General features: G+C 46.8%; 32 protein-coding genes. 22 read left to right on the top strand and 10 right to left on the bottom strand.

All coding sequences use genetic code 11. The features are described 5' to 3' along the window. Nucleotides 1-4: 4 nt before the first annotated feature. Genes MIC7113_RS24810 through MIC7113_RS24840 form a run of 7 tightly spaced genes read left to right on the top strand, consistent with a single transcriptional unit; the run spans nt 5 to nt 4,063 of the window. The gene (locus MIC7113_RS24810) at nt 5-340 is read left to right on the top strand and encodes a cation:proton antiporter subunit C (protein ID WP_015184952.1); all 336 of its coding nucleotides are present in this window, start codon (nt 5-7) and stop codon (nt 338-340) included. Further along, nucleotides 337-1,776, top strand: coding sequence for a cation:proton antiporter (locus tag MIC7113_RS24815; RefSeq protein ID WP_015184953.1), 1,440 nt, complete (start codon nt 337-339; stop codon nt 1,774-1,776). The genes MIC7113_RS24810 and MIC7113_RS24815 overlap by 4 nt, the downstream gene beginning before the upstream one ends. 54 nt (nt 1,777-1,830) lie before the next feature. After that, nucleotides 1,831-2,220 (top strand): Na+/H+ antiporter subunit E, encoded by a 390-nt coding sequence (locus MIC7113_RS24820; protein WP_015184954.1) that lies wholly within the window; start codon nt 1,831-1,833, stop codon nt 2,218-2,220. Beyond that, entirely contained in the window at nt 2,217-2,468 is a 252-nt protein-coding gene (locus MIC7113_RS24825) for a hypothetical protein (RefSeq protein ID WP_015184955.1), read from the top strand. Before MIC7113_RS24820 ends, MIC7113_RS24825 begins: the two co-directional genes overlap by 4 nt. Continuing rightward, nucleotides 2,465-2,743, top strand: coding sequence for a monovalent cation/H(+) antiporter subunit G (locus MIC7113_RS24830; protein WP_015184956.1), 279 nt, complete (start codon nt 2,465-2,467; stop codon nt 2,741-2,743). Before MIC7113_RS24825 ends, MIC7113_RS24830 begins: the two co-directional genes overlap by 4 nt. Next, complete coding sequence (locus MIC7113_RS24835) at nt 2,736-3,407, top strand: DUF4040 domain-containing protein (protein WP_015184957.1); 672 nt, start codon at nt 2,736-2,738, stop codon at nt 3,405-3,407. The genes MIC7113_RS24830 and MIC7113_RS24835 overlap by 8 nt, the downstream gene beginning before the upstream one ends. Beyond that, nucleotides 3,404-4,063, top strand: coding sequence for a Na(+)/H(+) antiporter subunit B (locus MIC7113_RS24840; protein WP_015184958.1), 660 nt, complete (start codon nt 3,404-3,406; stop codon nt 4,061-4,063). Before MIC7113_RS24835 ends, MIC7113_RS24840 begins: the two co-directional genes overlap by 4 nt. A 140-nt stretch (nt 4,064-4,203) precedes the next feature. Here the strand turns inward: MIC7113_RS24840 and MIC7113_RS24845 are convergent, their stop codons facing one another. Continuing rightward, the gene (locus tag MIC7113_RS24845) at nt 4,204-4,812 is read right to left on the bottom strand and encodes a hypothetical protein (protein ID WP_015184959.1); all 609 of its coding nucleotides are present in this window, start codon (nt 4,810-4,812) and stop codon (nt 4,204-4,206) included. A gap of 266 nt (nt 4,813-5,078) precedes the next feature. Next, nucleotides 5,079-5,252 carry a hypothetical protein gene (locus MIC7113_RS37355; protein WP_015184960.1) on the bottom strand — a complete coding sequence of 58 codons (174 nt, stop codon included), beginning with the start codon at nt 5,250-5,252 and terminating at the stop codon, nt 5,079-5,081. A gap of 319 nt (nt 5,253-5,571) precedes the next feature. On the opposite strand from MIC7113_RS37355, the gene MIC7113_RS24850 reads away from it, so the two are divergent. After that, nucleotides 5,572-5,988 carry a thiol-disulfide oxidoreductase DCC family protein gene (locus MIC7113_RS24850; protein ID WP_015184961.1) on the top strand — a complete coding sequence of 139 codons (417 nt, stop codon included), beginning with the start codon at nt 5,572-5,574 and terminating at the stop codon, nt 5,986-5,988. A 21-nt stretch (nt 5,989-6,009) separates the two neighbouring features. On the opposite strand, the gene MIC7113_RS24855 is transcribed toward MIC7113_RS24850, so the two are convergent. Both MIC7113_RS24855 and MIC7113_RS24860 read right to left on the bottom strand, forming a co-directional pair. Further along, complete coding sequence (locus tag MIC7113_RS24855) at nt 6,010-6,678, bottom strand: nitroreductase family protein (RefSeq protein WP_015184962.1); 669 nt, start codon at nt 6,676-6,678, stop codon at nt 6,010-6,012. Nucleotides 6,679-6,770: 92 nt separating this feature from the next. Further along, entirely contained in the window at nt 6,771-7,754 is a 984-nt protein-coding gene (locus tag MIC7113_RS24860) for a GntR family transcriptional regulator (protein WP_015184963.1), read from the bottom strand. Between the two features lie 653 nt (nt 7,755-8,407). Between MIC7113_RS24860 and MIC7113_RS24865 the strand changes: the two genes are divergently transcribed. The 3 genes from MIC7113_RS24865 to MIC7113_RS24875 all read left to right on the top strand — a co-directional run bounded on the left by MIC7113_RS24865 (nt 8,408) and on the right by MIC7113_RS24875 (nt 10,922). After that, nucleotides 8,408-9,166, top strand: coding sequence for a dienelactone hydrolase family protein (locus tag MIC7113_RS24865; protein ID WP_015184964.1), 759 nt, complete (start codon nt 8,408-8,410; stop codon nt 9,164-9,166). Nucleotides 9,167-9,231: 65 nt separating this feature from the next. Continuing rightward, entirely contained in the window at nt 9,232-10,140 is a 909-nt protein-coding gene (locus tag MIC7113_RS24870; RefSeq protein ID WP_015184965.1) for a S1 RNA-binding domain-containing protein, read from the top strand. A 74-nt stretch (nt 10,141-10,214) separates the two neighbouring features. Next, on the top strand, nt 10,215-10,922 hold the full coding sequence (locus tag MIC7113_RS24875) for an ROK family protein (protein WP_015184966.1): 708 nt from the start codon (nt 10,215-10,217) through the stop codon (nt 10,920-10,922). A gap of 101 nt (nt 10,923-11,023) precedes the next feature. On the opposite strand, the gene crtD is transcribed toward MIC7113_RS24875, so the two are convergent. Further along, complete coding sequence (crtD, locus tag MIC7113_RS24880) at nt 11,024-12,547, bottom strand: C-3',4' desaturase CrtD (protein ID WP_015184967.1); 1,524 nt, start codon at nt 12,545-12,547, stop codon at nt 11,024-11,026. A gap of 156 nt (nt 12,548-12,703) precedes the next feature. Here crtD and MIC7113_RS24885 point away from each other — a divergent pair, with 156 nt between their 5' ends. The 4 genes from MIC7113_RS24885 (at nt 12,704) to MIC7113_RS24895 (ending at nt 17,771) form a co-directional block, all read left to right on the top strand. Continuing rightward, nucleotides 12,704-14,008 (top strand): M16 family metallopeptidase, encoded by a 1,305-nt coding sequence (locus MIC7113_RS24885; RefSeq protein ID WP_015184968.1) that lies wholly within the window; start codon nt 12,704-12,706, stop codon nt 14,006-14,008. A gap of 120 nt (nt 14,009-14,128) precedes the next feature. Continuing rightward, nucleotides 14,129-15,076 (top strand): fructosamine kinase family protein, encoded by a 948-nt coding sequence (locus tag MIC7113_RS24890; RefSeq protein WP_015184969.1) that lies wholly within the window; start codon nt 14,129-14,131, stop codon nt 15,074-15,076. A 323-nt stretch (nt 15,077-15,399) separates the two neighbouring features. Next, the gene (locus tag MIC7113_RS36840; protein WP_155898094.1) at nt 15,400-15,594 is read left to right on the top strand and encodes a hypothetical protein; all 195 of its coding nucleotides are present in this window, start codon (nt 15,400-15,402) and stop codon (nt 15,592-15,594) included. Continuing rightward, nucleotides 15,585-17,771, top strand: coding sequence for an ATP-binding domain-containing protein (locus MIC7113_RS24895; RefSeq protein WP_015184970.1), 2,187 nt, complete (start codon nt 15,585-15,587; stop codon nt 17,769-17,771). The genes MIC7113_RS36840 and MIC7113_RS24895 overlap by 10 nt, the downstream gene beginning before the upstream one ends. A gap of 99 nt (nt 17,772-17,870) precedes the next feature. On the opposite strand, the gene MIC7113_RS24900 is transcribed toward MIC7113_RS24895, so the two are convergent. The 3 genes from MIC7113_RS24900 to MIC7113_RS24910 all read right to left on the bottom strand — a co-directional run bounded on the left by MIC7113_RS24900 (nt 17,871) and on the right by MIC7113_RS24910 (nt 20,374). Continuing rightward, nucleotides 17,871-18,551, bottom strand: a complete 681-nt coding sequence (locus MIC7113_RS24900) for a hypothetical protein (protein ID WP_015184971.1) — start codon at nt 18,549-18,551, stop codon at nt 17,871-17,873. 84 nt (nt 18,552-18,635) lie between these two features. After that, complete coding sequence (gene hrcA, locus MIC7113_RS24905) at nt 18,636-19,724, bottom strand: heat-inducible transcriptional repressor HrcA (protein WP_015184972.1); 1,089 nt, start codon at nt 19,722-19,724, stop codon at nt 18,636-18,638. Nucleotides 19,725-20,014: 290 nt separating this feature from the next. Further along, nucleotides 20,015-20,374 carry a rhodanese-like domain-containing protein gene (locus MIC7113_RS24910; protein ID WP_015184973.1) on the bottom strand — a complete coding sequence of 120 codons (360 nt, stop codon included), beginning with the start codon at nt 20,372-20,374 and terminating at the stop codon, nt 20,015-20,017. Nucleotides 20,375-21,126: 752 nt separating this feature from the next. Between MIC7113_RS24910 and MIC7113_RS24915 the strand changes: the two genes are divergently transcribed. The 3 genes from MIC7113_RS24915 (at nt 21,127) to MIC7113_RS24925 (ending at nt 24,275) form a co-directional block, all read left to right on the top strand. After that, complete coding sequence (locus tag MIC7113_RS24915) at nt 21,127-21,357, top strand: DUF1816 domain-containing protein (protein ID WP_015184974.1); 231 nt, start codon at nt 21,127-21,129, stop codon at nt 21,355-21,357. 384 nt (nt 21,358-21,741) lie between these two features. Further along, entirely contained in the window at nt 21,742-23,484 is a 1,743-nt protein-coding gene (locus MIC7113_RS24920; protein WP_015184975.1) for a DUF3352 domain-containing protein, read from the top strand. A 116-nt stretch (nt 23,485-23,600) separates the two neighbouring features. Beyond that, entirely contained in the window at nt 23,601-24,275 is a 675-nt protein-coding gene (locus MIC7113_RS24925; protein WP_015184976.1) for a phosphoribosylanthranilate isomerase, read from the top strand. On the opposite strand, the gene MIC7113_RS24930 is transcribed toward MIC7113_RS24925, so the two are convergent. Beyond that, complete coding sequence (locus MIC7113_RS24930; RefSeq protein WP_015184977.1) at nt 24,231-24,650, bottom strand: hypothetical protein; 420 nt, start codon at nt 24,648-24,650, stop codon at nt 24,231-24,233. The two genes, MIC7113_RS24925 and MIC7113_RS24930, sit on opposite strands and share 45 nt — an antisense overlap. Further along, nucleotides 24,647-24,955, bottom strand: a complete 309-nt coding sequence (locus MIC7113_RS24935; RefSeq protein WP_015184978.1) for a hypothetical protein — start codon at nt 24,953-24,955, stop codon at nt 24,647-24,649. Before MIC7113_RS24935 ends, MIC7113_RS24930 begins: the two co-directional genes overlap by 4 nt. Before the next feature lie 132 nt (nt 24,956-25,087). Here MIC7113_RS24935 and MIC7113_RS24940 point away from each other — a divergent pair, with 132 nt between their 5' ends. Genes MIC7113_RS24940 through MIC7113_RS24955 form a run of 4 tightly spaced genes read left to right on the top strand, consistent with a single transcriptional unit; the run spans nt 25,088 to nt 26,208 of the window. After that, nucleotides 25,088-25,300, top strand: a complete 213-nt coding sequence (locus MIC7113_RS24940; protein WP_041780213.1) for a helix-turn-helix domain-containing protein — start codon at nt 25,088-25,090, stop codon at nt 25,298-25,300. A 4-nt stretch (nt 25,301-25,304) separates the two neighbouring features. Then, nucleotides 25,305-25,517 (top strand): helix-turn-helix domain-containing protein, encoded by a 213-nt coding sequence (locus MIC7113_RS24945; protein WP_015184979.1) that lies wholly within the window; start codon nt 25,305-25,307, stop codon nt 25,515-25,517. A gap of 39 nt (nt 25,518-25,556) precedes the next feature. After that, on the top strand, nt 25,557-25,874 hold the full coding sequence (locus MIC7113_RS24950) for a nucleotidyltransferase family protein (protein WP_015184980.1): 318 nt from the start codon (nt 25,557-25,559) through the stop codon (nt 25,872-25,874). Then, a complete protein-coding gene (locus MIC7113_RS24955; protein ID WP_015184981.1) occupies nt 25,861-26,208 on the top strand; it encodes a HepT-like ribonuclease domain-containing protein in 348 nt (115 codons plus the stop codon). Before MIC7113_RS24950 ends, MIC7113_RS24955 begins: the two co-directional genes overlap by 14 nt. The last annotated feature ends 80 nt before the right edge of the window (nt 26,209-26,288 follow it).

Here is a 26,288-nt window from a genome sequence, read left to right on the forward strand (position 1 = left end):
TCTCGTGTTAGAAGCATTCGTCTTTGCAACAATATTCTGCGGATTTTTCGGCATCATCCTGAAAAAGAACCTGGTGATGAAAATCATCTCGATGGATGTCATGAGTACGGGGGTTATCGCCTATTACGTGCTGGTTGCATCACGAGATGGTTTATTCACACCCATTATTTCAGATGCCGCAAATGGGGCTTACGCCGATCCAGTCCCCCAGGCCGTCATATTGACGGGAATTGTGATCGGCTTTTCGATTCAGTGCGTAATGCTGGTCGGTGTTATGAAGTTGGCACGAGATAATCCCACCCTGGAAAGCAACGAGATCGAGAAGAGCAACACGCCATGAACACTATTACCATCGCATGGATCGCACTACCGTTTTTTTTGGGGTTCACCATTTACCTGCTCCCCAAGCTTGACAAAACCCTTGCCTTGTGCATGGCTTTCGTCTCGACTGGATATGCGTTGCAGCTATTTATCACTCAGTCGTCACTGACACTGCAATTATTAGATAATTTCGGCGTCACATTAATAGTCGATCAGTTAAGTGGCTACTTTATATTGACCAATGCGGTGGTAACGCTGGCGGTTATCCTCTACTGTTGGCAAAGCGATAAAACAGCTTTTTTCTATGCACAAGCCATCATTTTACATGGCAGCATCAATGCCGCGTTCGCCTGTGCAGACTTTATCAGTTTATACGTGGCGTTAGAGGTCAGTGGGATTGCGGCATTTCTCTTGATTGCCTATCCCCGCACCAATCGCTCGATTTGGGTGGCCTTGCGCTATCTGTTTATCAGCAACACAGCCATGCTGTTTTATCTGGTGGGTGCGGTGCTAGCCTATCAGACCAATCATTCCTTTAGTTTTGCCAGTTTGCGTGGGGCACCGCCGGAAGCACTGGCCCTGATCTTTCTGGGACTCTTGGTTAAGGGGGGAATCTTTGTATCGGGATTGTGGTTGCCGTTGACTCACTCCGAATCAGAGACACCAGTATCAGCCTTACTGTCGGGAGTTGTGGTCAAAGCTGGAGTCTATCCGCTAGTGCGTTGTGCGCTGATGGTGGAGGAGCTCGATCCGCTGATCCGGCTGTTTGGAGTGGGAACGGCGCTGCTGGGCGTATTTTATGCCGTCTTTGAAAAAGATACCAAGCGGATGCTGGCATTCCATACGGTTTCGCAGTTGGGCTTTGTCCTCGCTGCCCCAACTGTAGGTGGCTTTTATGCACTGACGCACGGACTGGTCAAATCAGTACTTTTCCTGATTGCAGGTGCTTTACCAAGCCGCAACTTTAAGGAACTGCAACACAGACCAATCAAAACAACGGTCTGGATTGCTCTGGTTATCGCCAGCTTCTCAATCTCAGGCTTTCCCTTATTGTCCGGCTTTGGGGCGAAGGTGTTGACGGCGAAAAATTTTCTACCCTGGCAAACAATTGCCATGAACGTTGCGGCTTTGGGAACAGCAATCTCATTTGCCAAATTCATTTTCTTGCCCCATAAAGCAGACGGCGAAGAGGCAGTAAAACCCGGTTTCTGGCCTGCGGCGATTGTGCTGCTCGTTGGCTTGTTTGTTGCAAACATTGCCTATTACGAAGCTTATACCCTTAAGAATATCGTGAAACCACTGGCAACTATTGGCTTGGGCTGGTTGGCGTATCTTTTGATTTTTAAACGATCTGTAATCAAGCTGCCCCGTGTTGTGGAGCAATTTGAGCATCTGATCGGTGGAATGAGTCTAATGTTGCTCCTGCTCTTTTGGATGGTAATGCATGATCAATAATTTCCAAAAACTCTGTTCTTACTTAAGTTCATTTCGTCAAAGTTTTGGATAACCATGATTGGACATTTGAATCTGATATTGCGACTGGCCATCTGGTTTTTGCTCACCGCCAATCTGAGTGTGGAAAATATCATCATCGGCGTCAGCATCGCATTCCTATTACCGGGACGACCCAAAACCCCGGAAGCATTAAAGGATTGGCTACGTGTGCTTTGGGAAACCCTAGTGGCGATTCCCCAAGCGTATATGGAGGCATTTGAAATCATCTTCCGTCCCCATAATCACGAGGATGTGACGATGGAACAAGTCAAAGCCGGACGGACACCCGGACTCATCTTTCTAGATATATTTCTAATCACCTTTACGCCCAAGTCCATTGTTTTGAAATACCACGAAAATGGCTGGTACGAAGTCCACTGGGTACGAAGGAGGAGAAAGGCATGAACTTGGCACTAATTGCAATGATTCTGGCTCTGCTTATCCCCATGTACGAAGCTTGGCAGGATGAGAATATCTGGCAGAAGATGTTGGCATTTTCAAGTGTCGCCACCAAAACATCAATCATGATTTTAGTCGTATCCGTCTTACGGGATGATTGGATGCTCGGTGTTACAGGAGTAATCATCCTAAGTGTAGGGAATGCTGGATTAATGTTGTTGGCACAAGTCCTTAAACGAATGAATCAACTATGATCAACGCGCTTAGTTATATCTTCATAGGTATAGGAATTTTCTTCTGGTTTTGGGGAACCTTTCCCCTAGTCGGTCACCGCTCGGTATTATTCAAGCTGCATACTCTTTCGGTTGCAGATACGCTTGGGAGTATGCTCATCATCGTTGGACTGCTCCTGAAAATACCCAGTGAATGGCCGCTACTTGTCCTGGGCATTATCACCTTAGCAATCTGGAATACAGTACTGGGGTATGTATTGGCATACTCTTCCAGCACGGGAGGGAATGATGAGTGATAGCTATATCTATGTCATAACTGCCCTGCTACCGTTGTCCGCACTGATGCTGATCCTTCAGACTAATCCCTACCATGCTCTAGTAGTCCAGGGAATAGTGGGAGCGGTAGCGGCATTGGTATTTGCGGTTTTCGGGGCGGCGGATGTGGCTTTGACCCAAGCCTTGATGGGGACTCTGCTGGCGATTACGCTTTATGCGATCGCGGTGCGTTCTTCACTGGTGATGCGTCTTGGTGTACTCGAAGAGGGGGCGATTGTGCAAAGCGCACTGCCAAAGGCAATCGAGGCGGATGACGAGTCTGTACCAGACGGCAACGCCGTTAGCGTAGCGACTTGGCAAGAGTGTGACCATTTTCAGCAACTGATGGATGACATGCGTTTAATTTTTCACAAACACTATATGCGTGTTGAGGTCGTCCCGTACACGAATACGCAAGCCTTGCACCGAGCGCTGATGGACAAAGAAGTCCATGCCATCTGTTCCCAACGGTCACGCTTAGAAGACGATCACCAAAACTACCCGCTAGATGGAGACGAAGAGCAACCCTATCACACCACAACTAGGGTTCGACGCCTCTATGAGATTATGCAAGCCGAACTTTCGTCACCAGCGACCAGCCTGACTTATGTCAATGCATCAGACTCAGAGGAGAAACACAAATGAAATGGGTTTACATTGCAGCAGGGATAGCGCTATTTATCAAATTCCTGATCATGCCCAATCCGGCACCCGATTTATCGCTGTCGATTGTCCAAACGCTTGTACAAGAGAGTGGAGTCCCTAATGCAGTTACGGCTGTCATTCTCAGGAATCGGCTGTATGACACGATCTTTGAAGTGGTAGTATTTACGATCGCGGTCATGGGTGCAAAGTTTCTGCTGGCGGATGAAAAGCCGTTCTGTACAATCTATCAGTTTAAAGATGAACCATCGATTGTTATGGCACGTCTGGGAGCAACCATTGCCGCGATGGTGGGTATCGAACTGGCGATTCGGGGGCATCTGAGTCCGGGTGGTGGTTTTGCGGCTGGAGTGGCAGGCGGAACTGCGATCGGCCTTGTGGCGATTACCTCATCAACGGAGTGGATGCAGGATATCTATAAGCGCTGGAACGCTGCGATATGGGAGAAGGTTTCGGTTCTGATTTTCATTGTTCTGGCGGTTATCACTTTAGCCGGATTTGAATTACCGCACGGAGAGTTAGGTGCACTGGTTAGTGGCGGGGTTATCCCACTGCTCAACATCCTAGTAGCCATAAAAGTCGCGTTGGGTTCTTGGGCGGCTATTTTGGTGTTTATTCATTATCGGGGGTTATTGTGAGAATGGCAGTAATCAATCGCACATTTAATTTACCAAAGAATCCGCCTGAGCCATAAAGCACTGGCGGAGTATGTCCAATCATTGATACAGGCTGGGAAGCCTATTCCACAAAAGCTAGGCTAAACAGCAAGGGTAGCTGCCTAAACCGTTTGACGGCTATACAATTGTTGCCCTGAGGATAGTTGCTCCTGAATCGCTTGACGCTGATCGATAAACGTATATTCTTCTACCACATTGCCACTGGGGCGTTTTCCAATGATGTAGTATCGTACAGGCATTTCGGGTGCGTTGATCACAATGCGGTCTGATACGCTGGTTGTAGTCCTGGGCGCATTGGGAATTTTCTCATCAAGCCGAGCAACTACCCAAAGTTGGTTGTTAACGATATAGACATCTCGAATATCGAGGTCGTAGCCTGTAGAGGGAACCGCAACTTCCGCCGTTAAGGTCTGCTCTTTTCGGTCTGCTCCGGGGAGATTAACGTCAATATAGGGGACTTCAACCGTTTTTTCTTCCTGTACAACTTCAACCCGAGGGACTGTAACGGTTCGCTCAACTGTCTTGACATTAACATCAGGACCTTTGACATCATACTTGGGCAATTGCCCAGGTTGTACTTCAACGTCAACATCTGGTAATTGTCCCGCTTGTTCTTGCTCGATGCGACAGCCTGTTGAAAGAGTTAACAGGGCAGCAATCGGGATGAATAGTAATGGTTGAGAGAGGGATTGTTTGGTTAGAGTAAACATAGTTTTTTTAAACATTCAACATAGGGGAAGATAAGAATTGTTTTTTGCTATCGCCAATACTTATGTTATGAGGATAAGAACGAACTTCCCCTTCTGAATCTTAGGAATAATAAGTAAGCTCTCGCCTCTCCCTATGGGTTGAATTGATGGAATGCGACTGCTCCTTCACCAAAATCTCTCTGCCACTCTGGAAGTTCTCTACTAAGCATAAAGGATTATAAATTATGCAAAGAATCTATAATTCGCATTTTAAATAACTTAAAAATCTAAGCAATAATCAGAGTTGTCGGCTGAGGGTATTGGCTCAATACCATGACTTCTTGTTCATAGATAAATTCGCTGTAGTCAGCTAGGTTATCAAGTCCGATCAGATTGAGAATAATCTCAGCGGCTAACCAAACGGTTGTTTTAACGAATAATTTCTTCCATTGGGTCTTCATTGATTTCTACCTCTTGAATAAACACTGGAGGCTCAGTGCTGTGGTTAGACTCTCTTACTTAAGAATCAGTTAATTCTTTGCCTTTTACGCAAACTTGGGAGCCTATCCGGGAAATTCCAAGAGTTTCGCTAAACCATACAGGTAAGAAGCAAGCTGAACAAAAGCAGCCTCCTTCAGTGGCTTAGGAGGAGTCATCTAAACGGATGCTGAAATATTAAACAGCACTACCTATGTCTCTACAAAGGCTGTTCATCGTTTTTCACAATTAAGTTAAAAATAGAGATGTACTGCCGTTTTTGGCGAAAGCAATCACGAGAAAATGAGATACCACGTTATTTACGATGGCAACTGTAATCTTTGCGTCACCCTGGTACAGGTACTAGAAAACCTGGATAAAGGACAGCTATTCGATTACATTTCAATGCAGGAGGAACAAGCGCTGAAGAATTTTGGGGTAACGCCTCAAGACTGCGAGATGGGGATGATTTTAATTGATGCTGCCTCACCAGAACGTCGCTGGCAAGGCAGTGATGCGGCAGAGGAAATTGGGAATTTGTTACCCGCCGGCAATGTGTTTGTTTCGGCTTACCGAGCTCTGCCTGGGATGAAATGGATGGGCGATCGCGTTTACGAGCAAGTTCGCGATAATCGTTACAGTTGGTTTGGCAAGCGTTCTAGTACGTATAAATCCGCCTATCCAGTCGGGTGTAATGCTGCGTCTGATTGCCAGAGTTAGAAGCGACGGAATCAGTCTACTTTAGAGCGTCAAGGGTTGTTCGTAACTTTCACCGAAGAAAACCTGATCAATCTCAAAACGTCCACCATAAGGCTTAAACGGTTCAGCTACATAGCCTAATGCTAAGAGACAGCAAACATCGACCTCCGCTGGAATTTGAAACGCTTCTTTCACCTGATCACTGACAAACCCTTCCATAGGGCAACTATCTACACCATAACTCTTCGCCACAATCATTAAATGAGCGACGGCTAACATTGTATGGCGGTTTGTCCAAGCTTCCACATGTTGAAAACAGGGATGATTTTCAAACAAAGCTGGGATTTTCTGGCGCATGACATCTGCATAAGCTTCATTCACCGCCCCAGCTTCAGCACCCAACTTAATCACAGATTCTATGTAGTCAGGTTCAGCGACACGCCTGTCCCCACAACAAATTAAAACCACAGGTGCTTCACTCACTTGTCGCTGATTGAAGGCACAAGCTTTGAGTCTTTCCTTATTTTCTGTCTCCCTTACCACCACAAAGCGCCAAGGCTGGAGGTTATAACCAGACGGTGCTCGGACTCCCAGCCGCAGAATTTCTACTAAAGCAGCGTCCGGAATGGGATCGCTGCGGAATGATCGTGCGGCGCGACGCTGCTCAATGCTATCCTTCAAACCCATGCTTGGATGCATGTTAATGGTCATTTTTTCTCCTCATTCCACAGTTCAGTTCGTCTCTCAAGAAACTTGTTGCCCAGCGCAAAAAGCCACTCGCAAAACCTTAAATTTTGTGTCCCTTAACCCAAACCCAATTCGCGTTTGAGCAAGTTAATCGACTTGCTACCAATATAATTGTCACTGCAAATCAATTCTGGGGGACGGATAATGTCTTCTCTAGCCGCTAAGATGGCAGCTTTGACAGTTTGATAGCTAGCTTGGTCGCTCAGAATCGTTTGGGCACTACGCACTAAGGCATTCAGTTTGTAGGTTTCGTTAAACTGTGCTGTCATCAGGAGCAAATCTTCCCCACGTAGACTGTGGATGATCACTTCTACAACCCGTAGGATGCCGTCACTGATACTCACTACGCCCAAGCAGCTATCCCTGGGGAGGCTTTGAATCAGCTTGATTTCCTTCCCATAATCGTAGATATCTACGGGAATAACACGAACCGATTTAGGAGCTGCGATCTCTTCGGCTTGTCGGATAAAATACCGACTGGTGACAACGGTACCAGAGTTGGTTTGATCCAACGCTTGGGCGAGTTCCTCCATCGGCACCAACTGCACAGGAATTCCCAGGGATTTTTCTAATTCCTGTACCATCAACTCCCCAGCCCCCAAGTCTCGTGACTCAACGGTGACCAATACCCGAGCACTACAGCGCAGTCGCCAATCGATTTCGGTCAAAAACAGTTCTCTGGCTTCACTCAGAGAGCAACCCTGCGCCAGCAGTTCATCCAAACTCTGCTGCACAATTTTGGAGGCTTTAGGATACTGATTGAGGATGGGAGACTGTCGCTGGGCACCCCCTTCATGACCTTGTGCCTTGACATAAATCCCTGAACCGGCTTGAGATTCTACCAGTCCCGTGTCTTCTAATTGCCGATACACCTTACTAATGGTGTTACGATGCAGACCGGTAATCATGGCTAATTGCCTGGTACTGGGCAAGCGATGGCCTGGGGGATATTGCCGAGAGGCGATCGCAAATTGTATTTGATCAAATAGCTGCTTTGAGGCAGGAATCTCACTATCTGGCTGAATATGATATTGAACCATCACAATGTCTCCAAAGCCCTTGGTTAACCGAGGTAAGTTTTGCCCCCGGCACCCTTAACACTAAAATTTCGTCCAGGTCTAGACTCTATCCAATCTATCCTTACTTAGCCCTGGATTCCTAGAAAAGTTACTACTTCGGTACAATAAACGGTTGATTGCGGTGTGGGTCTCATAGACAGAAGTTAAAAATAAGTGTGTGACTATATTAATAGTAGTCTTTTGGAGCTTGATGCCGCATTCCATCCATGGGAAATTCATCTGACCTAGACGATTCTCTTGATTTTTATCAAATGACTAGATTTATTTAAAAGGTTTAAAGTTAAAATTGTCAATTTTATTCCAATTCAAACCAACATAAAAACCTCTATTTTTCAATTTTTAAATAATCTATTTTTATTGCTTAATTTTTAATTGGGAACATTGAATTAGTAGGCAGTTTAATGATTGAATCTTTTTTAAAGAATCATATATGTAATAAAAACATCTAAAAATTTAGCTAAAAAAATAAAGTTCTATTGTGATTTTGTTCAATGATTGGGTAACTTAGAGTTAAAATTAAACAGAAGTTTTTGCATCGGTTAGAAAGCCGATAAGCCTTCGAGATTAGCCGCTCTGGATTCCATAGCGCTCCTTTCCACCCGTTAAACTGAATCATGGCGAATAGAGAAATAAAGACAAAGTCCGTTAAGATTGCGAATGGTTCTCTACAAATTGAAGCTTACCTGGCAATGCCAGCCGACACGGGGAGTTTCCCAGGCGTTGTGGTGCTGCAAGAAATTTTTGGAGTCAACGATCATATCCGAGATGTCACTCGACGGATAGCCCAAGAAGGCTATGTCGCGATCGCACCGGCCCTCTATCAACGCCAAGCACCCGGTTTTGAAACGGGTTACACAGACAAAGACATTCAAATTGGCAGAAAATATAAGGATCGAACCACAGCAGAAGAACTCAAAAGTGATATTCAAGCAACCATCAATTACCTAATCGGCCAGACGCCAGCCAAACCCAACTCTATTGGCTGTATCGGCTTTTGTTTTGGAGGGCATGTTGCCTATCTAGCGGCTACTCTGCCAGACATTCACGCCACCGCGTCGTTCTATGGCGCTGGGATTACCACGATGACTCCGGGTGGTGGTGCGCCAACCATCACTCAGACTAAAGATATCGGAGGAGGCACCATCTACCTCTTCTTTGGCATGAACGATGCCAGCATCCCATCGCAACAAATTGATCAGATCGAACAAACACTGAACAAGCACCAAGTGATGCATCGTATCTTTCGTTACCCAGAAGCCGATCATGGCTTCTTCTGTGACCAACGTGCTAGCTACAATGAGGCAGCAGCCGCTGATGCTTGGGTACAAGTGAAGCAGCTTTTTAGGCAGGAACTAACTTTAGCCTCCACTTGAAGCTGCACCCCTTACCAACTCACTCTCGACCGTAATTCACTATCTTTTTTAAGCGATTAATTGACATGAAATCAGAACCAGCACGTTCTAAAGCTAGCAAAGTCTCTTTCTCCATGGACGATTTTGCCAAAGCATTGGAACAACACGACTACGGGTTTAAAAAGGGACAGGTAGTGCGTGGCAAGGTGTACAACTACGAAACGGATGGTGCGTATGTTGACATCGGTGGCAAGTCTTTGGCTTATGTTCCCATCAATGAGGTTTCTGTGAAATCCTCAGGGGATTGGTCGGACGTGCTGCCTTTACACGAAGAACTCGATTTTCTCATTATTGGAGAACAAGATGCCGATGGTCAGGTGACGCTGTCGCGGCGTCAGCTAGAAGTGAAGCGGCTGTGGGATGAGTTGGCAGAGGTACAGGAAGAAGGAAAATCCTTCCAAGTCCGCGTTACTGGGGTGAATAAGGGTGGCGTCACGGTCGATATGCGCGGGTTGCGGGGGTTTATTCCGCGATCGCATTTGAGTGAACGAGAAGACTTAGATTCATTGATTGGTCAAACCCTCACCGCCACCATCTTAGAAGCCGATCGCGAACGCAACAAGTTAGTCGTTTCCCAGCGCCAAGCCACTCGTTCCGCTGGTTTTAGTCAGCTAGAATTAGGGCAATTAGTGGAAGGCAAAATTACTTCCATTAAGCCTTTCGGTTTGTTCGTTGATTTTGAAGGCATCACAGGTTTACTGCACATTAAGCAAGTGAGCCAAACCTTTATTGAATCGCTGCCAGCCGTATTCCAAATCGGTCAGATCATTAAAGCCATGATTATTGACCTCGATGAAGGGAAAGGCCGTGTTTCTTTGTCTACCAGGGTGTTAGAAAATTACGCTGGAGAAATGTTGGAGAAAATGGCTGATGTGATGGATAGTGCCGAAGCGCGTGCAGAACGGGCTAAGCCAAAAATCATGCAGCAGCAGTAAGATTTGCGCCATGGCTGCCGCCTACACTGTTAGAGAACGAGATATTACGCCGGAAAAAGGAGTAAAAATACTCAATGACTCAATCAGACGGATCGAGCCGCACTCTCGTCGTGGACATTGGCGGCAGTGGCGTCAAGGTGATGGTATTAGATGAAGCCGGTAATCCCCTGACAGAACGCAGCCGTGTGGAAACGCCCCAGCCCCCCAAACCCGATGCTGTAATTGATGCGATCGCTCAGTTAGCGGCAGGACAAGGTGAATTTGATCGCGTATCAGTGGGATTTCCAGGTGTTGTAAGTTGCGGTATCACCAGAACAGCGGTGAACTTAGACCCCGATTGGATGGGGTTCGATCTTGCCACAGCCCTTTCTGAACGTTTGGGAAAACCCGTGCGGGTGGCGAATGATGCCGATGTGCAAGGAATGGCGGCTATTGTCGGGAAAGGGGTGGAAATGGTGATCACCCTGGGTACGGGATTTGGTTCTGCCCTATTTGTAGATGGGAAACTGGTGCCCAATTTGGAAATGGGACATCATCCGTTCCGCAAAGGGGAAACCTATGAGCAGCAGTTGGGACGTGCAGCGTTGGATGCAGTGGGTCAGAAAAAATGGAATACTCGCTTAGAAAAGGCGATCGCCTGTCTGGATCATCTGTTTAATTACGATTATCTCTACATCGGCGGCGGTGAAGCGAAGAAAATCACCATCGAGCTACCTGCCAATGTGAAAATTGTGCCCAATGTCAATGGTTTGCTGGGTGGGATTGTGTTGTGGCAGGATTAGAAACGTTGCAGGGCTGTTGGGGAGCTAGGGAGAAAATGACTGGATTTGGAAGGGGAACGATCAAGGCGGATTGGGTAAAAGACAGAATTGAGTGAAGAATGTCAAGCCGATGCTTCAATTTGCCTGACAGCCGTGAGCGCTGAGTAACTCACCCCAGCCGTCCCTTCGCCAGGGTGGGTCGAATCCCCCACTAACCACAGATGATCAACGGGTGTGCGTGTGGCAAAACCAAAGGGGCCAAACGTGGGTATGCGTTGCCCAATCCCGCCCACGATCCCTTGGTCGCGACCGGTGTAGAAGGCAAACGTGCGGGGCGTTGCCACTTCTTGGTGGATGATGGTTTCGGGTTTTAAGTAAAAATACTGGGCAAGCTGGGCGATCGCATCTTCTGTATACTTTTGCTTAAGCTGGTCATACTCTTGTTTTGTCCCCTGCCACCACATCGCTGCCTCGGTAAAGGAAGAGGCAATAATCGTGGCTTTGCCCTCTGGTGCGCGACCATCTCCAGGATGACTCACGGAAACGAATAGAGAGTTATTCTCCCCAATCGGGCCAGAGTAGTCGTAGAGAAACTGGAGATGGGGCGGACAACCGAGGGGAATTGCACTTTGGTCAACACCCAAATAAATCACAAAAGCACCCGATGCTGGAGGTAACTTATCCACTCGCTGTTTGTACCCCTGAGGTGCTTGCTCTCCCAGTAACTTCACCAAATTTTGGGCAGTGACGTTGGCAACCACTTCATCCGCCGATTCTGTCCATACTTCCCCTGTTTTTTGATTGCGAATCCTCACACTAGTCGCTTTACCACCGGACGCTTCAATGTATTCAACCGTGTGGCGCATCAGCAGTTTACCCCCCCATTTTTCCAGCGCTTCGACTAAGCGATCGCTCAATACCTGCATACTGCCCTTAAGATGAAATAGCCCCTGCGGTTCGCTGGAAACCCCCAACGCTGTCGCCGCATAAAGTAGGGCGGTTTCATCCGCATTAACTTGGGAATAAAGCTTCAGTTGCAAATCGAGAAACGTCCTCAGACGCTGGTTTTCATAGAGTCCATATCCCCGCAGTGCATCCCCGACTGTCATGAAAGTAAAGGGCAAGGTAATCAAGGTATCCGGACGCACGGCGGACGATAACTGCCACAAGTCCCACAAATTCCGGGGGGGCAATACGGGGTCACGGGATTGAAACTTCCAGCTTGCCTCGAATAATGTGGTCATCAATTGCCAGAAGGGTTCGCTGCCGGGAAACTGTCGCTGTCGTTCACCCTTCCATTTTTCGGGGTCGCGCCAGACGTTAATGGGTTCGGTTTCACCGGGGAGAAACACCGCACAAGCGGGGTCGCAAGGCGTGGCGGCGGGTAGGTCAATTTCTAACTCATCAAAAATGCGCTGATGAATGCCACCCGGTTCTAAACCCGCCACCTGAGTCGCACCCACATCAAACGTAAATCCCCGACGTTTGAAGGTAGAAGCACACCCTCCCGGTACAAAGGCTTGGTCGAGGACTAACACTTGATAACCCCGACGAGCTAGTAAGGCTCCAGCCGTTAAACCCCCGATTCCAGCACCGACGACAACAACACGGCGGGACTTGCTATTGTCTGCCTGACTCCTTGGCATAGCAAAATTTTTATTTTTCTTAATATTACTTATCATAACTTGATTTTAAAATGCGCTTTTGAAGAAGGCAGAAGAAGGAAGGCAGAGTGCTAGGGCGAAAGCGCTGACAGAGCCGACCGTTAAGATAGAGAGGAATGGCAAAAACGCAAAGTACCGATGACCTCAACGCTGCTCAAAACTCCCCCGCTCAACGCTCCAACCATCAAGCAACTGCCCAATGGTCTAACCATCGTGGCAGAGCGGATGCCTGTTGAAGCCGTTAACCTGAATGTTTGGATTAATGTGGGTTCGGCTGTGGAACCCGATAACATCAACGGCATGGCTCATTTTTTAGAGCACATGATTTTTAAGGGAACGCCACGCCTGAAAAGTGGTGAATTTGAGCGGCTGATTGAAGAGCGGGGTGCGGTGACCAATGCCGCCACCAGCCAAGATTACACTCACTATTACATCACCACAGCCCCGAAAGATTTTGCCCAACTGGCTCCCTTGCAACTGGATGTAGTCCTGAACCCCAGCATTCCCGATGAGGCTTTTGAGCGGGAGCGGATGGTGGTTTTAGAAGAAATTCGCCGCTCAGACGATAATCCAGGGCGTCGCATGTTTCGACGGGCGATTGAGACAACGTTTGAACAACTGCCTTATCGGCGACAGGTATTAGGGCCAGCCTCGGTGATTGAGCAGTTGCAGCCTCAGCAGATGCGTGACTTTCACGCTCAATGGTATCAACCCAAGTCGATGACGGCGGTCGCTGTGGGTAATTTGCCGGTTGATGAGTTGATCGAGATTGTTGCAGAGGGTTTCGATCAGACACAGAACAACTCAAGCAACGGCTCTTTACCGGAACCGTTTTTACAGCATCCCAATGCTTTCCAGCCTGAACCTGCGTTTCAAGAGATTGTCCGCCGAGAGTATACCGATGACAGCTTACAGCAAGCTCGTCTCGTGATGATTTGGCGAGTGCCGGGAATGTTGCAATTGGAGCAAACTTATGCATTGGATGTCTTGGCGGCAATCTTAGGGCAAGGACGCATGTCACGACTGGTGAGGGATTTGCGTGAAGAGCGGCAATTGGTGACTCATATTGGGGTGAGTAATATGACGCAGCGGCTTCAAGGTGTGTTCTATATTTCCGCACACTTACCCGAAGAAAATATAGCGGAAGTGGAAGCTGCGATCGCGCAACATATCCACCGCTTTCAAACAGAATTAGTTGCAGAAGCGGATATTGCTCGTATTCGTCGGCAAGTGGCGAATCGGTTTATTTTTGGCAATGAAAAACCGAGCGATCGCACCAGTTTATATGGCTACTATCAGTGCCAAATTGGAGATTTAGAACCTGCGCTGAACTACCCGACTCGCATTCAATCGGTCCATTCTTTGGATATCCAATCGGCGGCACAAAAGTATCTCTGTGCTGATGCTTACGGTATCGTGAGTGTAAAACCGACCAAGATTTGAGATGATCGGAGTTGGTCAGGGCGAGTTGAAGTTGGCAATGATTCAACTTCAAAATGAGTAAATCAGCTTAATTTACTGCGAGAATCTCAAGTCCAAAATTCCAAATCCCAAATTCGAGTAATGTGGACAGAAATTGCGGCGCATATCAGCCAAATCACTGGCAAGACATTTGACATTAAGAACCGTCGGTCTGTCAGTGGTGGCTGTATTAATCAGGGTTATGCTGTCAGCAGCGATACGGATACTTATTTTGTGAAGCTCAACCGGGCGTCTCAGGTGGAGATGTTTGAGGCAGAGGCGCTGGGTTTAAAGCAAATGCTAGAAACTCAAACCATTCGGGTGCCAAAACCGATTGGCGTTGGTACAGTCGGTGATTCGGCTTACATTGTGATGGAATGGCTGGAATTTGGAGGGAGTGGTAAGACCCAAGATTGGGAAGAGATGGGGCGAAAACTAGCCCAAATGCACCAGGCGAAACCTCCTCAACCTAACGCAGAGTTGAACGTTGGCAAGTTGTTAGCCAAGCGGGGCGAAAGCCCAGTTGAAAGTTCAAAAAATCAACCTTCAACCTTCTTTGGTTGGGACTTGAATAACACCATTGGTTCAACACCCCAAATTAATACTTGGACATCCGACTGGGCGGCTTTTTTTACTGAACATCGCTTAGGCTATCAGTTCACGCTGGCGCAGCGTCGGGGGGGGCAATTTTCTCAGCAAGAGCGTTTATTAGCATTGGTTCCACGTTTGCTGAAGCATCAGCCTCAACCGTCTTTGGTACATGGTGATTTGTGGGGCGGAAATGCGGCTATTACGAAGTTGGGAGAACCGGTGATTTTAGATCCAGCGACGTATGTGGGCGATCGCGAAGTGGATATTGCCATGACGGAATTGTTCGGTGGTTTTCCGGCTGCCTTTTATCGCGGTTATAACCAAGTTTGGCCTTTGGATGACGGTTACACTCAGCGAAAAACCCTCTATAATCTTTACCATATCCTCAATCACTTCAATCTTTTTGGTGGTGGTTATAGTTCTCAGGCTAACCGGATGATTGAACAAATTCTCGGTTAAGTAGGCTAAGAGGGCTAATATTATATAACCCAGATCGTAGGGTCTGGGTTTGATGTTTATAGGCTGGTCAGCAGTCTGCAAAGGACTTTTAAGAAAGGGACTGACCAGCGGTTTTAAAAACAGCTTTAAATGGCGCTACGAACAAGGTACTTATCCTCGTCGATTCCTAAGATAACTAACTCAGGTGAAATTTTCGGGTAGGATAGCTGAACTTAACAAATTGCAACAAATAAAGTAAAAGGTAGACCGGAGCTCATACGAGGGCAGAAGGCAGAAGGCAGAAGGCAGAAGGCAGCAGTAAAGCTGAGCGAAAACGACTTCGGATGCAACGCATCTCGAACAAAGCCAGTGAGGGCAAGGATTTTTGTCTGGGTGTGACTTCCCGAAGACGCGATCGCGCCAAAAAATTTTCAGCCGCTTGTTCCTCGATTGAATTTTTTGGGAACTCTACTTTTGAGGCTGCATTGAGCCGTCACCCAAAAAATCTTACGCAAGGAAGTAAGCCTAAATGCCTGTGAATGAAATTGATCAGGGTCGCAAGTTTATTACAACGATGCCCATAGGGGGCAGTGGAGAAGCAGGGGAACAAAAGGTGTGGGATACTGCCAAAAATGCTTTTTCAGACCGCAACTGTATTGGCTATTGGCGTTATCCAATTTTCTCGAAAGTGGGAGAAATTCGGAAAGAGCCAGATATTCTCCTAGTGGATCGAGAACACAGTTTAATTGTGATTGAAGTCAAATCAGTCACCATTGACCAAATTGTTGCAATTGACGGTCATCTGTGGGAGTTGCAAAATTTTGATAGCCGTGAAGTTAACCCTTATCAACAAGCTGAATGTCAGCTAAGAGCGTTGGTTGCGTATTGCGATCGCGAACCAGCGATCTGGCGCAAAGTCATGGGACGAGCGATGGTTGCATTGCCTCTCATTACCCAAGAACAATGGCAGCAAAGAGGTTTTGACCAACTCCCTAGTTGTCCTCCCATCATCTTTCAAGATCAACTGAGCAAGGCTGGATTTTTAGAGCGAATTGAACAAGCTGCACCGATTGTTCCCGGAGAAGACTTGGATGATGAACAGTGGAAGTTGCTCAAAGCCGTCATTAGTGGGGCACCCGTTTTGCGTCGTTCTCCTCGCACCCTTGTCTCTACGAATGGCAAAATGCGTGGAAGCGTTGTGGCAGCTTATTCTCAACATCTGTTTGATTTAGATTTGCAGCAAGAACATATTGGCAAAGAAATTCCTCCGGGTTTTCAACGGTTGCGAGGTGTAGCGGGTTCGGGAAAAACCATACTGTTATGTCAAAAAGCGGCTCATATGCATTTAAAGCATCCAGAGTGGGATATTGCTTTAGTGTTTTTCAGTCGCACACTTTACGACACGATCATTGGGTTATTGGATCGATGGTTGCGTCGTTTTAGTAATGGTGAAATTGGCTACGACCAGAAAGAAAATCACAAGCTGCGAGTGCTTCATGCTTGGGGAGCAAAAGAGCAACCGGGTTTTTATGGAACCATTTGCCAGTCCCATGGCATTCGGGCGAAAACAGCAGGAGAAACCAGGGAAAGGCAGCCAAATCGAGGCTTGGCAGACCTATGTAAGCGACTGTCCGAAGAGATGGAAATTGAACCGATGTTTGATGCCATTCTCATTGATGAAGGGCAAGATTTAGTTTCTGAAGATGACTTAAAGTATCAGGATAAACAAGCGATTTATTGGCTGGCTTATCAAGCTTTACGACCGATCGACTCAGAACAACCCGAACAACGTCGTTTAATTTGGGCTTATGATGAAGCGCAAAGCTTGGATACTCTAAAGATTCCAACTACCAAGGAATTGTTTGGTGAGAATTTGAGTGGATTATTAACTCAGGGAACTCAATACAACGGTGGTATTAAAAAATCTGAAGTGATGCGTCGCTGCTACCGTACCCCTGGCCCAATTCTCACAGCCGCTCATGCGATTGGGATGGGTTTGCTGCGTCCAGAGGGAATGCTGGCAGGAATTACAGACAAGAAGGAGTGGGACAGAATCGGCTATGAAGTCGTGAAAGGTAAATTTATTTCGGGTCAACAAATTACTCTACATCGTCCTCCGGAAAACTCTCCCAATCCGGTTTCAGAACTTTGGGGCGAACCCATCATAGAGTTTGAAACCTATGGTTCTCGTCAGGAAGAATTGACGGCTTTAGCTCAGAAGATTGAGTATAACTTATATCATGACGACCTCAAGCCTAGTCGGGAGATTTTAGTGATTGTTTTAGGCTCTCTTTCTGAAGCCAGGGAATTAGAAGATAAGGTGGCTAGTTGCTTGATGGAACAAGGCATTGATATCTATATTCCAACGGCTTTAGAAGTGAATGAACTCAATCCCCAATGGCCTCATCATGACCCTGATCGTTTTTGGATGGAGGGTGGGGTAACGGTGTCTCGTGTCCCCCGTGCGAAGGGGAATGAAGCGGATATGGTTTATGTCGTCGGCTTCGATCATGTGGCTCGAAATGAGTCGGATGTGAGCCTTCGGAATCAGTTATTTGTGGCATTAACCAGGACACGCGGTTGGGTGAGTCTCAGTGGCGTTGGCAACTACCCCATGTATCAGGAAATGCGGATGGCGATCGCTAGTGGAGATACATTCAGCTTTACCTATAAGCGTCCCTTAAAACGGGATATTGGGGAAGGAGATGAGGGGTAATATTTAAATTTAATTAAACCAGATCCAGCTCAGATTTATGAAGAGTGAGCGGCATTGTATCGATGCCGCTTGCCCTTAATTATGACCCAACTCCAACAATTAGCTTGCTGTAGATTGTTGAGGGCTAGAAACGGCCTCTTGTCCGGATTCTAAGAGAGGTGGACGCAAACAAAGATACAACAGTGGACCGATTAAAGGGACCAGCGCCACGACCCAAAATAGTGAGGAATTTTTCATGCCACGCCGTGCCATATCATCTCCAAGTAGCGCTGGAAACAATAAGCACAACAGGCAAAAATCCAGACTCATCACATGAATAAAGCGGCTGCTTTGCCACTGTTGGATAAAATCAGCCCAATCGCCCTTGAGTAATCCAAAACTTAACAGAACCAGCGTACCGAGTGTGAGGGCAACACCCAACCAACGGGAATCAAGTATCTTTAAAACGATATCCTTAGAACCGGTAAATTTTTGATTGGCTTCACGTAGAGCTAGATAAGGCAATAAAGCAAACGCTCCCACTCCAAAAGAGCCAACTGAGAAAGGCCATGCGGGAATTTTTTGCTCCCTGCCATCGCTAAATATCAAGCCGCTATAAATCATCGGCCAGATGCCCATGATGTTGAATAAAGCAATCACCAAAGGATTGATTCCATCCCAGTTGCCAGTAGAAAGGTTTTTAATCAATTCAAAGGTATCGGGTTGGTTGGGAGGAGCGAAGAAAAAAGCATAAACAGCAACGCTGACCCAAAGTAACCCAAATCCAAGTTTTCTATTCATGATTAATTGTTGTGGTAGACCCGTTTGAGCCGCTGAATTAAAGCCAAAATAATCAATATAGTTTGACTTTTGTTTTAACTTAACTCAAGCGGGTTCGCTCAAAGCGCCCGTCAAATAATTAGCCGCCGTTTCGACTAAAGCGATCGCATTTTCATACAGCATCCGGGTAGGCCCCAAAATTCCCACACTCCCCACTGGGACTTCACCCTGCTGATACGTTGCACTGACCAAGGTACAGGTACGCATCGGTTCTAAGGGATTTTCTGAACCAATTCGTACTTTCACCCGACGATCCAATCCTAGAGTCTCTGGTACCTCAAAAATCACAGGCCAAAGTAAATCCTGCTCTTCTTCCAAGAGATGCACTAAGTTCTTGACTTGTTGCAACTCCGAAAACTCTGGCTGACGCAATACCTCTGAGATGCCGCGAATCATGATTTGTGTCGGAACAGGTGCTGTTGTGCGGCGGATTAAATCCGTCAGCAACCGCTTCAAGCAATCAGCATACTGAGCAAATTCTCGGTCTACTTCACTCCAATCTAAGCTTGCCAGCTCACTGAGCGATCGCTCCCGTAGCTTACTATTCAAAAAATTTGATATAATCTGTAACTCCCGATCCATCATCGACTCGTCCTGAGTCATCTCATCCCCTAACGGGGGAAGTTCCATCAACACCGACTGTGTCTCATAGGAATCAGTGACGACAATCAACATCACTCGCCGTGGTTCTATCTGTACCAACTGTAAATGCCGTAAGCGGGTGGTGCGAGTCTGAGGCAGCGTAATTAAGGCAATGTAGCCACTAACGGTGGCGAGGATTTGTGTTGCCTCTCGCAAAATCGCCTCAAAGCTTGCCTCTTCAAAGTTCAAATGATCTGCGAGTAAATGCTCAACCCGACGCCCCAAGCTGTCCGAAGGAGTTATCAGTTGGTCAACATAAATTCGGTAGCCAGAATCCGAGGGAACTCGTCCCGCTGAGGTATGAGGTTGATACAATAACCCCGCTTTTTCTAAAACGCCCATACAAGAACGAATCGTTGCAGGGCTAACACTGAGGTCATACTCCGTCGCCAACGCTTTGGAACCCACGGGTTCTGCTGTCGCAATGTAATGACGGATAGTAGCCCACAGGATTTGTTGTTGTCGGTTAGTCAGACTGGCTTGCTGAAACATTTGAACAAAAGCTGATCTTAATCAGATTTTAAAGAGAGGCAAATGATTCTATTAATGGGATTGAAGGGCTAAGGTGAATTACACGCCTTGCCGGCTTCTATCCGGACAAAGGCTAATTTGGAGCAAGCTGACTAAGAGTGAAAGCACTGAGAGAAAATCTCTCAATTACAGAAGTCACCCTCGCAGTTGCTAGCCCTACGAACTATGGAGATGCTACTATTGGCGGCTCATTGGCGTTAGTTTTAAGATAGCAGAAGAAACTAGGCTCAGGGGTTTGCCATGAACGGCAGCTAATAGCGAGGGATGCTGCGATCAACGATCAGCGAGTAGGCATCAATCCCTCCGGCGATGTTTTTCACCTGGGTAAACCCTTGGTGAATCAACCATTGACACATCTGAGCCGAGCGACTGCCATGATGACACAGGACTAGCGTCTCAGCATCTAAGTCAAAGCGAGTGTGGATTTGGCTTGACCATTCGGCAAATGCACTCAAGGGAAGATTCTCGAACCCTTCTAAATGAGCGATTTCGACCTCCTCTTCCTCTCGGACATCGATCAACTGAATCTTCCGAGAAGATTCGCATAGCCTCTGACGTAGCTGCTCAACGCTTATTTCGGAAAGGGGTTGAATAAAAGATTGATGTGCCATCCGGTTTAGTTTAGATGATGATGAATTGATAACTCGACCTTTCCCGGACTGCCAGTAAAAATCGGCATTAGGGTCAGGATAAGCATATCTTACAAATATTTATAATATTTGATAAAGGTAAACCGATAAAATCCTGCACCTCCCCTATCCTCACGCTTAGCTTCGACCCGACTCCACTGACACCCCGACACCCAGTCAACTGATGAGTTATTTCTGCCTGGGTGAACTAGCCCTCAACAAAGAATTCTAAAGCATGGCTAGAGGGCACTCATTCACGCGCAAAACTTCTGAACGTTACAAATATCCAACTATTCGTTGATAATTCTTTGCAATTTATCATTAATAATTTGGCTTTCTTACCGATTTCTACCCGATTTCTTGCCTAAAAAATTGACAAACGAGCAGTAGTCTCGTAGGTATTGATTCTATGCAATCCTATGAATACTTGTCCCTGCTGCTCAGATCGCTTACTCCGTCATATTTGCCACAACCACATCTATTGGTACTGCTCTCGCTGTAGACAGGCCATGCCAGTTTTGGAGGAAAAAAGCATAGCTCTTCATCAAGAGTTTCATCAAATCGTAGAAAATAGAAAAACTATCTTTCCTCAAAGAATGTTAACCATCACCAAGTAAAGACTGCTTTTTTATCATCGATTTAGTGATTCATAATTTTCCATCTTGAGGCTTTAGCGGGTTTGTTTATTTGTCACAATTTGTAAATCTCTCCATTAAGAATCAGGGATAGCTTCTATGCCTTTAAGACACTCCAGTATAAAGAACGGGATTGAATTGGGCTGGTGGGTAGAAATTAGGACAGCCTTGCCCAACTGTACTTATTACTTTGGTCCGTTTAGCAGTAGGCAGGAAGCAGACTATGCTCAAGTTGGCTACTTTGAGGATTTAAAACAGGAAGGTGCCCACGGCATTACTATCCAAATTAAGCAGTGTCAGCCGAGAGAATTAACCAGTTACATAGAATAGAGATAACTGACACCATAGAAAAAACGAAAAAACCGCAAAAGGTTTTTGTTTTTCTAAACATCCGAATTTCAGACCGCCAACTTCATAACAAAATTTAATTTCACGGATCTAAAACAGAGCAAGACTCATTGAAAGAGGAGATTTCTGGAATTCTTCACATGTCTAAATAGAAGGGTAATGAGCTGCACTAATCAACCGCACGAGACTACATCCCACTTCGTTCATGTGATCGCCACCGTGCCAGGGAACAGCCTCTCAACCCGGAAGGGATGACCACCCCGCTAGCGCTGAAATAGACAATGAACATTCGAGAGCGACATATAATAGGCGTGGAATTGGGATTATTCCTCCCTCAATCGCCATCGGACGCGGTCAGATTTCATCATGAAGCTACGCTCATTTTTTTATGCCCTGGTAGCAGGAGCCACTGGGTTACTGTTGATTGCAGTAGCTGGCTTTTTCTGGTTAACCTCTCAAAGCCCTTTAAATTTATTGCAACAAGGAGTAGTAGCCAATCCTACGGCTGCTATTTTTGTCCCGAAACAGGCACCCGCAATGGTATCACTCCTGGTAAACCCAGGACGCTTGGAGGCATTTCGGCAACTGGTAGCACGTCCGATCGCACGACGGCGATCGCGTGCTGAACTGAACAAAATCGAAAACAGCCTCCTGCTCAACACTGACATAAACTATCAGCGAGATATTCAACCCTGGCTGGGCGATGAAATCAGCCTCGCGGTTACCTCTTTAGACTTTGACCGCAACCCAGCCAATGCAACCCAACCAGGGTATTTGCTCGTTGTCAAGACCAAAGACGGAGAACGGGCGCGGGAGTTCTTGCAACTGTTCTATTCCAAACAGGCGGCGACAAGCGTTGACGATATCGTCTTTGAAAAGTACAAGGGCGTTAACCTGATTTATCGGCGTCCCCTCAGCCAACTTCAGGTATCTAGCAACGGTTCCCATCAAAACCCGCTTCCCGAAGCCTTAACCAGTGCGGTAGTGGGCGATCGCTTCGTGTTATTTGCCAATCACCCCAAGGTATTGCGCGATGCACTCAACAACGTCCAAGCCGCCAACCTCAGCTTAGAGGATGACCCAGAGTATCAGCAAATGCTGGAAACTCTCACTGAACCACGAATTGGCCTCAGTTTTGTTAATATACCCTCCCTAGCCGCGTGGATTTCCAAGCAGCCCGCCCCCGTGCGAGACTCGTTCAAGGGGTCCCAAACCCTTGCTCTCGGCCTCTCTTTGAACCGTCTAGGGTTAGTCGCACAAACCGCTTTACTGGGGTCAGACGCGAGTGATAGCAGTCGAGAACCGACCCTATCTGAGCCGGTTGCAGCATTGCAGTACATTCCCACTCAAAGTGCTTTGGCGATCGCAGGAACTGATTTGAACCAACTCTGGACTCAAGTCTCATCCGGCGGGGGAAGGAATGACGCTCTCAAACCTTTGTTGGAACAAGCTATCGCTAGCTTAGAGTCACGCTGGGGTATTCAACTGCCAGAGGAGATCTTTAGTTGGGTGCAAGGTGAATATGCCCTCTCGATGATGCCTCGTCCAGATCGAGATAATCCTGATTGGATTTTTGTGGCGCAAAAAGGTTCAGATGCCGCAGAGTCATCCATTGAGCATCTAGACGCTGTGGCTAAGCAGCGAGGATTGAGTGTAGGTTCTTTACCCCTCGGAGACACAAGCATCACGGCATGGACGAAGCTGATTACCTCGGCTACTCCTGTTGGGGGGAAAGATAACCGTTTGATGAAATTAGAGGCACAAGTTGGGGGGGTTCATACAACTGTAGGGGATTATGAGATTTTCACGACTTCAATTGAGGCTATGAATCAAGCGCTCAAAGGCGTGGACAATTCTTTAGTGAAGAGTGATCGATTCAATAATGCGATCGCGCCCTTACCTCAGCCCAATGATGGCTACTTATATCTTGACTGGAGAGAAACTGGAACACTGATTGAGCGTCAGCTACCGATTGTGAGACTGGTGGAACTTGTGGCAAAACCATTCTTTGAGCATTTGCGATCGCTCAGTGTTAGCAGTTATGGTAGCGACAAGGGTGTGCAACGGAGCAAGCTCTTCTTCCGCTTGGATAACACCGATGCGGTTTAATTCGGACTCTTCCAGGACAATAGCCGTCAACTGAAGGCTGAAGTATGAAGTAAACCCTTGGAGAGTTGACAACAAGCTGGGATTGACGGCTCAGTGACCCTAGTGCAATATCTCAGATGGAACCCACAAAACGACCTAGAGTAAAAATTTGCTGCATTAGCAGTGTAGAAGAAGCCAATCTCGCGATTCGTTACGGGGCATCAGCCTTGGGATTGGTTTCCGAGATGCCCAGTGGGCCTGGAATACTTGCCGAAGGGATGATTGCCCAAGTCGCTGCGATTGTGCCGCCTGCGGTATCTTCGTTTTTGCTAACCAGCAAGGTCGATACGTTAGGAATCATTGCACAGCAACGACGCTTGGGCGTGAATACGGTACAGATTTGCGATCGCTTGTTATCCGGGACTTGCGATGATTTACGTCAGGCATTACCCGGAATTGCGATCGTTCAGGTGATTCATATTAACGATAAAGAATCCATAGAAGAGGCGGTTGCTGTCGCTCCTCATGTTCATGGATTATTGCTGGATTCTGGCAATCCATCCCAGGACATAAAAAAACAGGGTAGAACGGGGCGCAATCACAGTTGGGAAATTAGCCGACAGATTCGCGAGTTAGTAGATGTGCCTGTTTTTCTCGCAGGAGGACTAACGGCGGATAACGTCGCTGATGCCATTCAACAAGTACAACCCTTTGGTGTGGATGTTTGTAGTGGTGTTCGCACGGATGGAAAATTGGATGAGATGAAGCTAGCTAAATTCTTCAGTCAAGTTGAAGCGAGTTTTCTGAGCTAGCGAATCGATGAATGGTTTATTATCCCGAAGCTTATCCCAGTATTTTGTCCATATTTGAGATAAAAAAGGGTAATGCTCGTCGTTGTACTGTTCTTTGTGCTTTTTGTAATCGAATTCAATGGCTAGCCAAACCGCTTGCAACTCTTGCCAAGTTGAGCATTTCTGCATCTGGCAGGCTACAGCATTGCGCCACTGTTGCAACTGGCGGTAACTCATGAATTGTCCCCCTTTGTCTCGGCGGTGGACAAATAGTATATATGCCCAGCATTCCACGCGCACAATCAGGTGTTTGGGAATTTTTAGGAGTTGTGCGATCGCTCCTATCGTAATCCGGAATTTCTGAGCAGGTTGGAGGCGGCGAAACAAAGTAGTCATGATTCTTGCCCTTGCTCAGTGTAGGCTTTTCCTCGATCATAGAGGCAGACAAAGGCGCGTCCATTGCGAGGTTCTTTGTGCCAACCCGCCCATACTTCCAACAAACTGGTAGAACCCGGTACAGAAACTATAGCCTGATCAACTCCAGTCAGGACATACATCGAGCGGTATTCATCATCCTTGACACGAATGGCTTTGAGGATTGACGCAATAGCTTGGCTATCTGTGACCAGTTGCCACCCTTCTCCTCGAAAGGTTGCCTGGTCTAACTTTTTCATCTTGCCAGCCTGTGATTTTGGTATCATAAAACTATCCTTCCCACGCAAGTGGGATGTTTGAGGAAAAGCGATCGCTCTAATGTTTTCCGGGCACCAGGGCGATCGCTTGTCGTGATAAAATCATTAAAAGCTACGTTAGTAGCTATTGTCAAGTGTAGGATGGGGCTAATTAGGTTGCGAGTGCGGGAACTAGCTTCGGAGAAGGGTTGGACGATGAAAGAAGTCTCCGAGAGATCGGGAATTCCTTACAGCACAGTCAAGAATTACGCTCAAGCTCCTAGTCTGACAACTGTGGACTATACGGCTTTGCAGAAACTAGCCCGTGTTTTTGATGTCATGATTGATGACGTGGTTGAAGTTTTAGAAGAGTAGGCGATTGGGGCTAATTAGGTTGCGAGTTCGAGAACTTGCGGCTGAGAAGGGTTGGACATTGAGAGAGGTCGCTGACCGCTCAGGAGTAAACTACAAGACGGTTGTCAGCTATGCTCGACGGGAAGCAATGGCAATGACAGACTTCACCGCTATCCAGAAACTAGCTCGTGCATTTAATATTGCGATTGAAGACGTAGTTGAAGTTTTGGAAGATTAGGTTGATCGCTCCTTTAGATTCATTTGGATAGGCAGCGTGATGGTTGTAAAAAATATCGAAATCCCAATAGATAAAATTGCAGACTTCTGCCAACGCTGGAAAATCACAGAGTTTGCTTTTTTTGGTTCGGTGCTACGAGATGATTTCCGTCCAGATAGCGATATTGATGTCCTCGTGGCGTTTTCACCCGATGCTCGATGGACACTGTTCAATCATGTAGATATGCAAGATGAGCTAGAGGTGATTTTTGAGCGTAAGGTAGATTTGGTTAGCAAACGAGGAATTGAGCGCAGCCGTAATTATATTCGCCGGAAAGCCATTCTTAGCTCGGCGGAAGTTATTTATGCTGCATCGTGATTTAAGTTCTCTTGCAGATATTTTGGTAGCAGCACGACTGGTGCAAATGTTTGTAGTAGGTGCTGATAGAGATACATTTGAGACGGATTTGATGCGTCAGTCTGCTGTCATGCGACAACTGGAAATTATAGGGGAAGCAACTAAGCGACTCTCGGAAGCATTTAGAGGCAGTCATCCAGAAATACCGTGGCGACAAATGGCTGGAATGCGAGATATTTTGATTCATGACTATGATGATGTGGATTTGGATGAGGTATGGAATGTAACAACAATTTCTATTCCTGAACTCATCCGACAAATTGAGCCTCTCGTTCCACCAGAGGAGCAGGTGTGACTGAAAGCGCGATCGCTAACCTTTCATTGACTTAACCTTTAAAATTAAAGTACATGCTAATAGTCAATATACCTTTAGGC

This window comes from Allocoleopsis franciscana PCC 7113, from assembly GCF_000317515.1.
GTDB classification, from domain to species: domain Bacteria; phylum Cyanobacteriota; class Cyanobacteriia; order Cyanobacteriales; family Coleofasciculaceae; genus Allocoleopsis; species Allocoleopsis franciscana.

What these genes read in the sequence shown, in the direction of transcription:
- MIC7113_RS24915 (WP_015184974.1), top strand. Translation starts at nt 21,127, where the DNA reads ATGCCTTTAAGACACTCCAGTATAAAGAACGGGATTGAATTGGGCTGG.
- MIC7113_RS24900 (WP_015184971.1), bottom strand. Translation starts at nt 18,551, where the DNA reads ATGAATAGAAAACTTGGATTTGGGTTACTTTGGGTCAGCGTTGCTGTT.
- MIC7113_RS24845 (WP_015184959.1), bottom strand. Translation starts at nt 4,812, where the DNA reads ATGTTTACTCTAACCAAACAATCCCTCTCTCAACCATTACTATTCATC.
- MIC7113_RS24830 (WP_015184956.1), top strand. Translation starts at nt 2,465, where the DNA reads ATGATCAACGCGCTTAGTTATATCTTCATAGGTATAGGAATTTTCTTC.
- crtD (WP_015184967.1), bottom strand. Translation starts at nt 12,547, where the DNA reads ATGCCAAGGAGTCAGGCAGACAATAGCAAGTCCCGCCGTGTTGTTGTC.
- MIC7113_RS24855 (WP_015184962.1), bottom strand. Translation starts at nt 6,678, where the DNA reads ATGACCATTAACATGCATCCAAGCATGGGTTTGAAGGATAGCATTGAG.
- MIC7113_RS24875 (WP_015184966.1), top strand. Translation starts at nt 10,215, where the DNA reads ATGACTCAATCAGACGGATCGAGCCGCACTCTCGTCGTGGACATTGGC.
- MIC7113_RS24870 (WP_015184965.1), top strand. Translation starts at nt 9,232, where the DNA reads ATGAAATCAGAACCAGCACGTTCTAAAGCTAGCAAAGTCTCTTTCTCC.
- MIC7113_RS24840 (WP_015184958.1), top strand. Translation starts at nt 3,404, where the DNA reads ATGAAATGGGTTTACATTGCAGCAGGGATAGCGCTATTTATCAAATTC.
- MIC7113_RS24940 (WP_041780213.1), top strand. Translation starts at nt 25,088, where the DNA reads ATGGGGCTAATTAGGTTGCGAGTGCGGGAACTAGCTTCGGAGAAGGGT.
- MIC7113_RS24890 (WP_015184969.1), top strand. Translation starts at nt 14,129, where the DNA reads ATGTGGACAGAAATTGCGGCGCATATCAGCCAAATCACTGGCAAGACA.
- MIC7113_RS24865 (WP_015184964.1), top strand. Translation starts at nt 8,408, where the DNA reads ATGGCGAATAGAGAAATAAAGACAAAGTCCGTTAAGATTGCGAATGGT.
- MIC7113_RS24885 (WP_015184968.1), top strand. Translation starts at nt 12,704, where the DNA reads ATGACCTCAACGCTGCTCAAAACTCCCCCGCTCAACGCTCCAACCATC.
- hrcA (WP_015184972.1), bottom strand. Translation starts at nt 19,724, where the DNA reads ATGTTTCAGCAAGCCAGTCTGACTAACCGACAACAACAAATCCTGTGG.
- MIC7113_RS24935 (WP_015184978.1), bottom strand. Translation starts at nt 24,955, where the DNA reads ATGATACCAAAATCACAGGCTGGCAAGATGAAAAAGTTAGACCAGGCA.
- MIC7113_RS24955 (WP_015184981.1), top strand. Translation starts at nt 25,861, where the DNA reads ATGCTGCATCGTGATTTAAGTTCTCTTGCAGATATTTTGGTAGCAGCA.
- MIC7113_RS24930 (WP_015184977.1), bottom strand. Translation starts at nt 24,650, where the DNA reads ATGACTACTTTGTTTCGCCGCCTCCAACCTGCTCAGAAATTCCGGATT.
- MIC7113_RS24895 (WP_015184970.1), top strand. Translation starts at nt 15,585, where the DNA reads ATGCCTGTGAATGAAATTGATCAGGGTCGCAAGTTTATTACAACGATG.
- MIC7113_RS24950 (WP_015184980.1), top strand. Translation starts at nt 25,557, where the DNA reads ATGGTTGTAAAAAATATCGAAATCCCAATAGATAAAATTGCAGACTTC.
- MIC7113_RS24925 (WP_015184976.1), top strand. Translation starts at nt 23,601, where the DNA reads ATGGAACCCACAAAACGACCTAGAGTAAAAATTTGCTGCATTAGCAGT.
- MIC7113_RS24815 (WP_015184953.1), top strand. Translation starts at nt 337, where the DNA reads ATGAACACTATTACCATCGCATGGATCGCACTACCGTTTTTTTTGGGG.
- MIC7113_RS24820 (WP_015184954.1), top strand. Translation starts at nt 1,831, where the DNA reads ATGATTGGACATTTGAATCTGATATTGCGACTGGCCATCTGGTTTTTG.
- MIC7113_RS24825 (WP_015184955.1), top strand. Translation starts at nt 2,217, where the DNA reads ATGAACTTGGCACTAATTGCAATGATTCTGGCTCTGCTTATCCCCATG.
- MIC7113_RS36840 (WP_155898094.1), top strand. Translation starts at nt 15,400, where the DNA reads ATGCAACGCATCTCGAACAAAGCCAGTGAGGGCAAGGATTTTTGTCTG.
- MIC7113_RS24920 (WP_015184975.1), top strand. Translation starts at nt 21,742, where the DNA reads ATGAAGCTACGCTCATTTTTTTATGCCCTGGTAGCAGGAGCCACTGGG.
- MIC7113_RS24850 (WP_015184961.1), top strand. Translation starts at nt 5,572, where the DNA reads ATGAGATACCACGTTATTTACGATGGCAACTGTAATCTTTGCGTCACC.
- MIC7113_RS24910 (WP_015184973.1), bottom strand. Translation starts at nt 20,374, where the DNA reads ATGGCACATCAATCTTTTATTCAACCCCTTTCCGAAATAAGCGTTGAG.
- MIC7113_RS37355 (WP_015184960.1), bottom strand. Translation starts at nt 5,252, where the DNA reads ATGAAGACCCAATGGAAGAAATTATTCGTTAAAACAACCGTTTGGTTA.
- MIC7113_RS24860 (WP_015184963.1), bottom strand. Translation starts at nt 7,754, where the DNA reads ATGGTTCAATATCATATTCAGCCAGATAGTGAGATTCCTGCCTCAAAG.
- MIC7113_RS24835 (WP_015184957.1), top strand. Translation starts at nt 2,736, where the DNA reads ATGAGTGATAGCTATATCTATGTCATAACTGCCCTGCTACCGTTGTCC.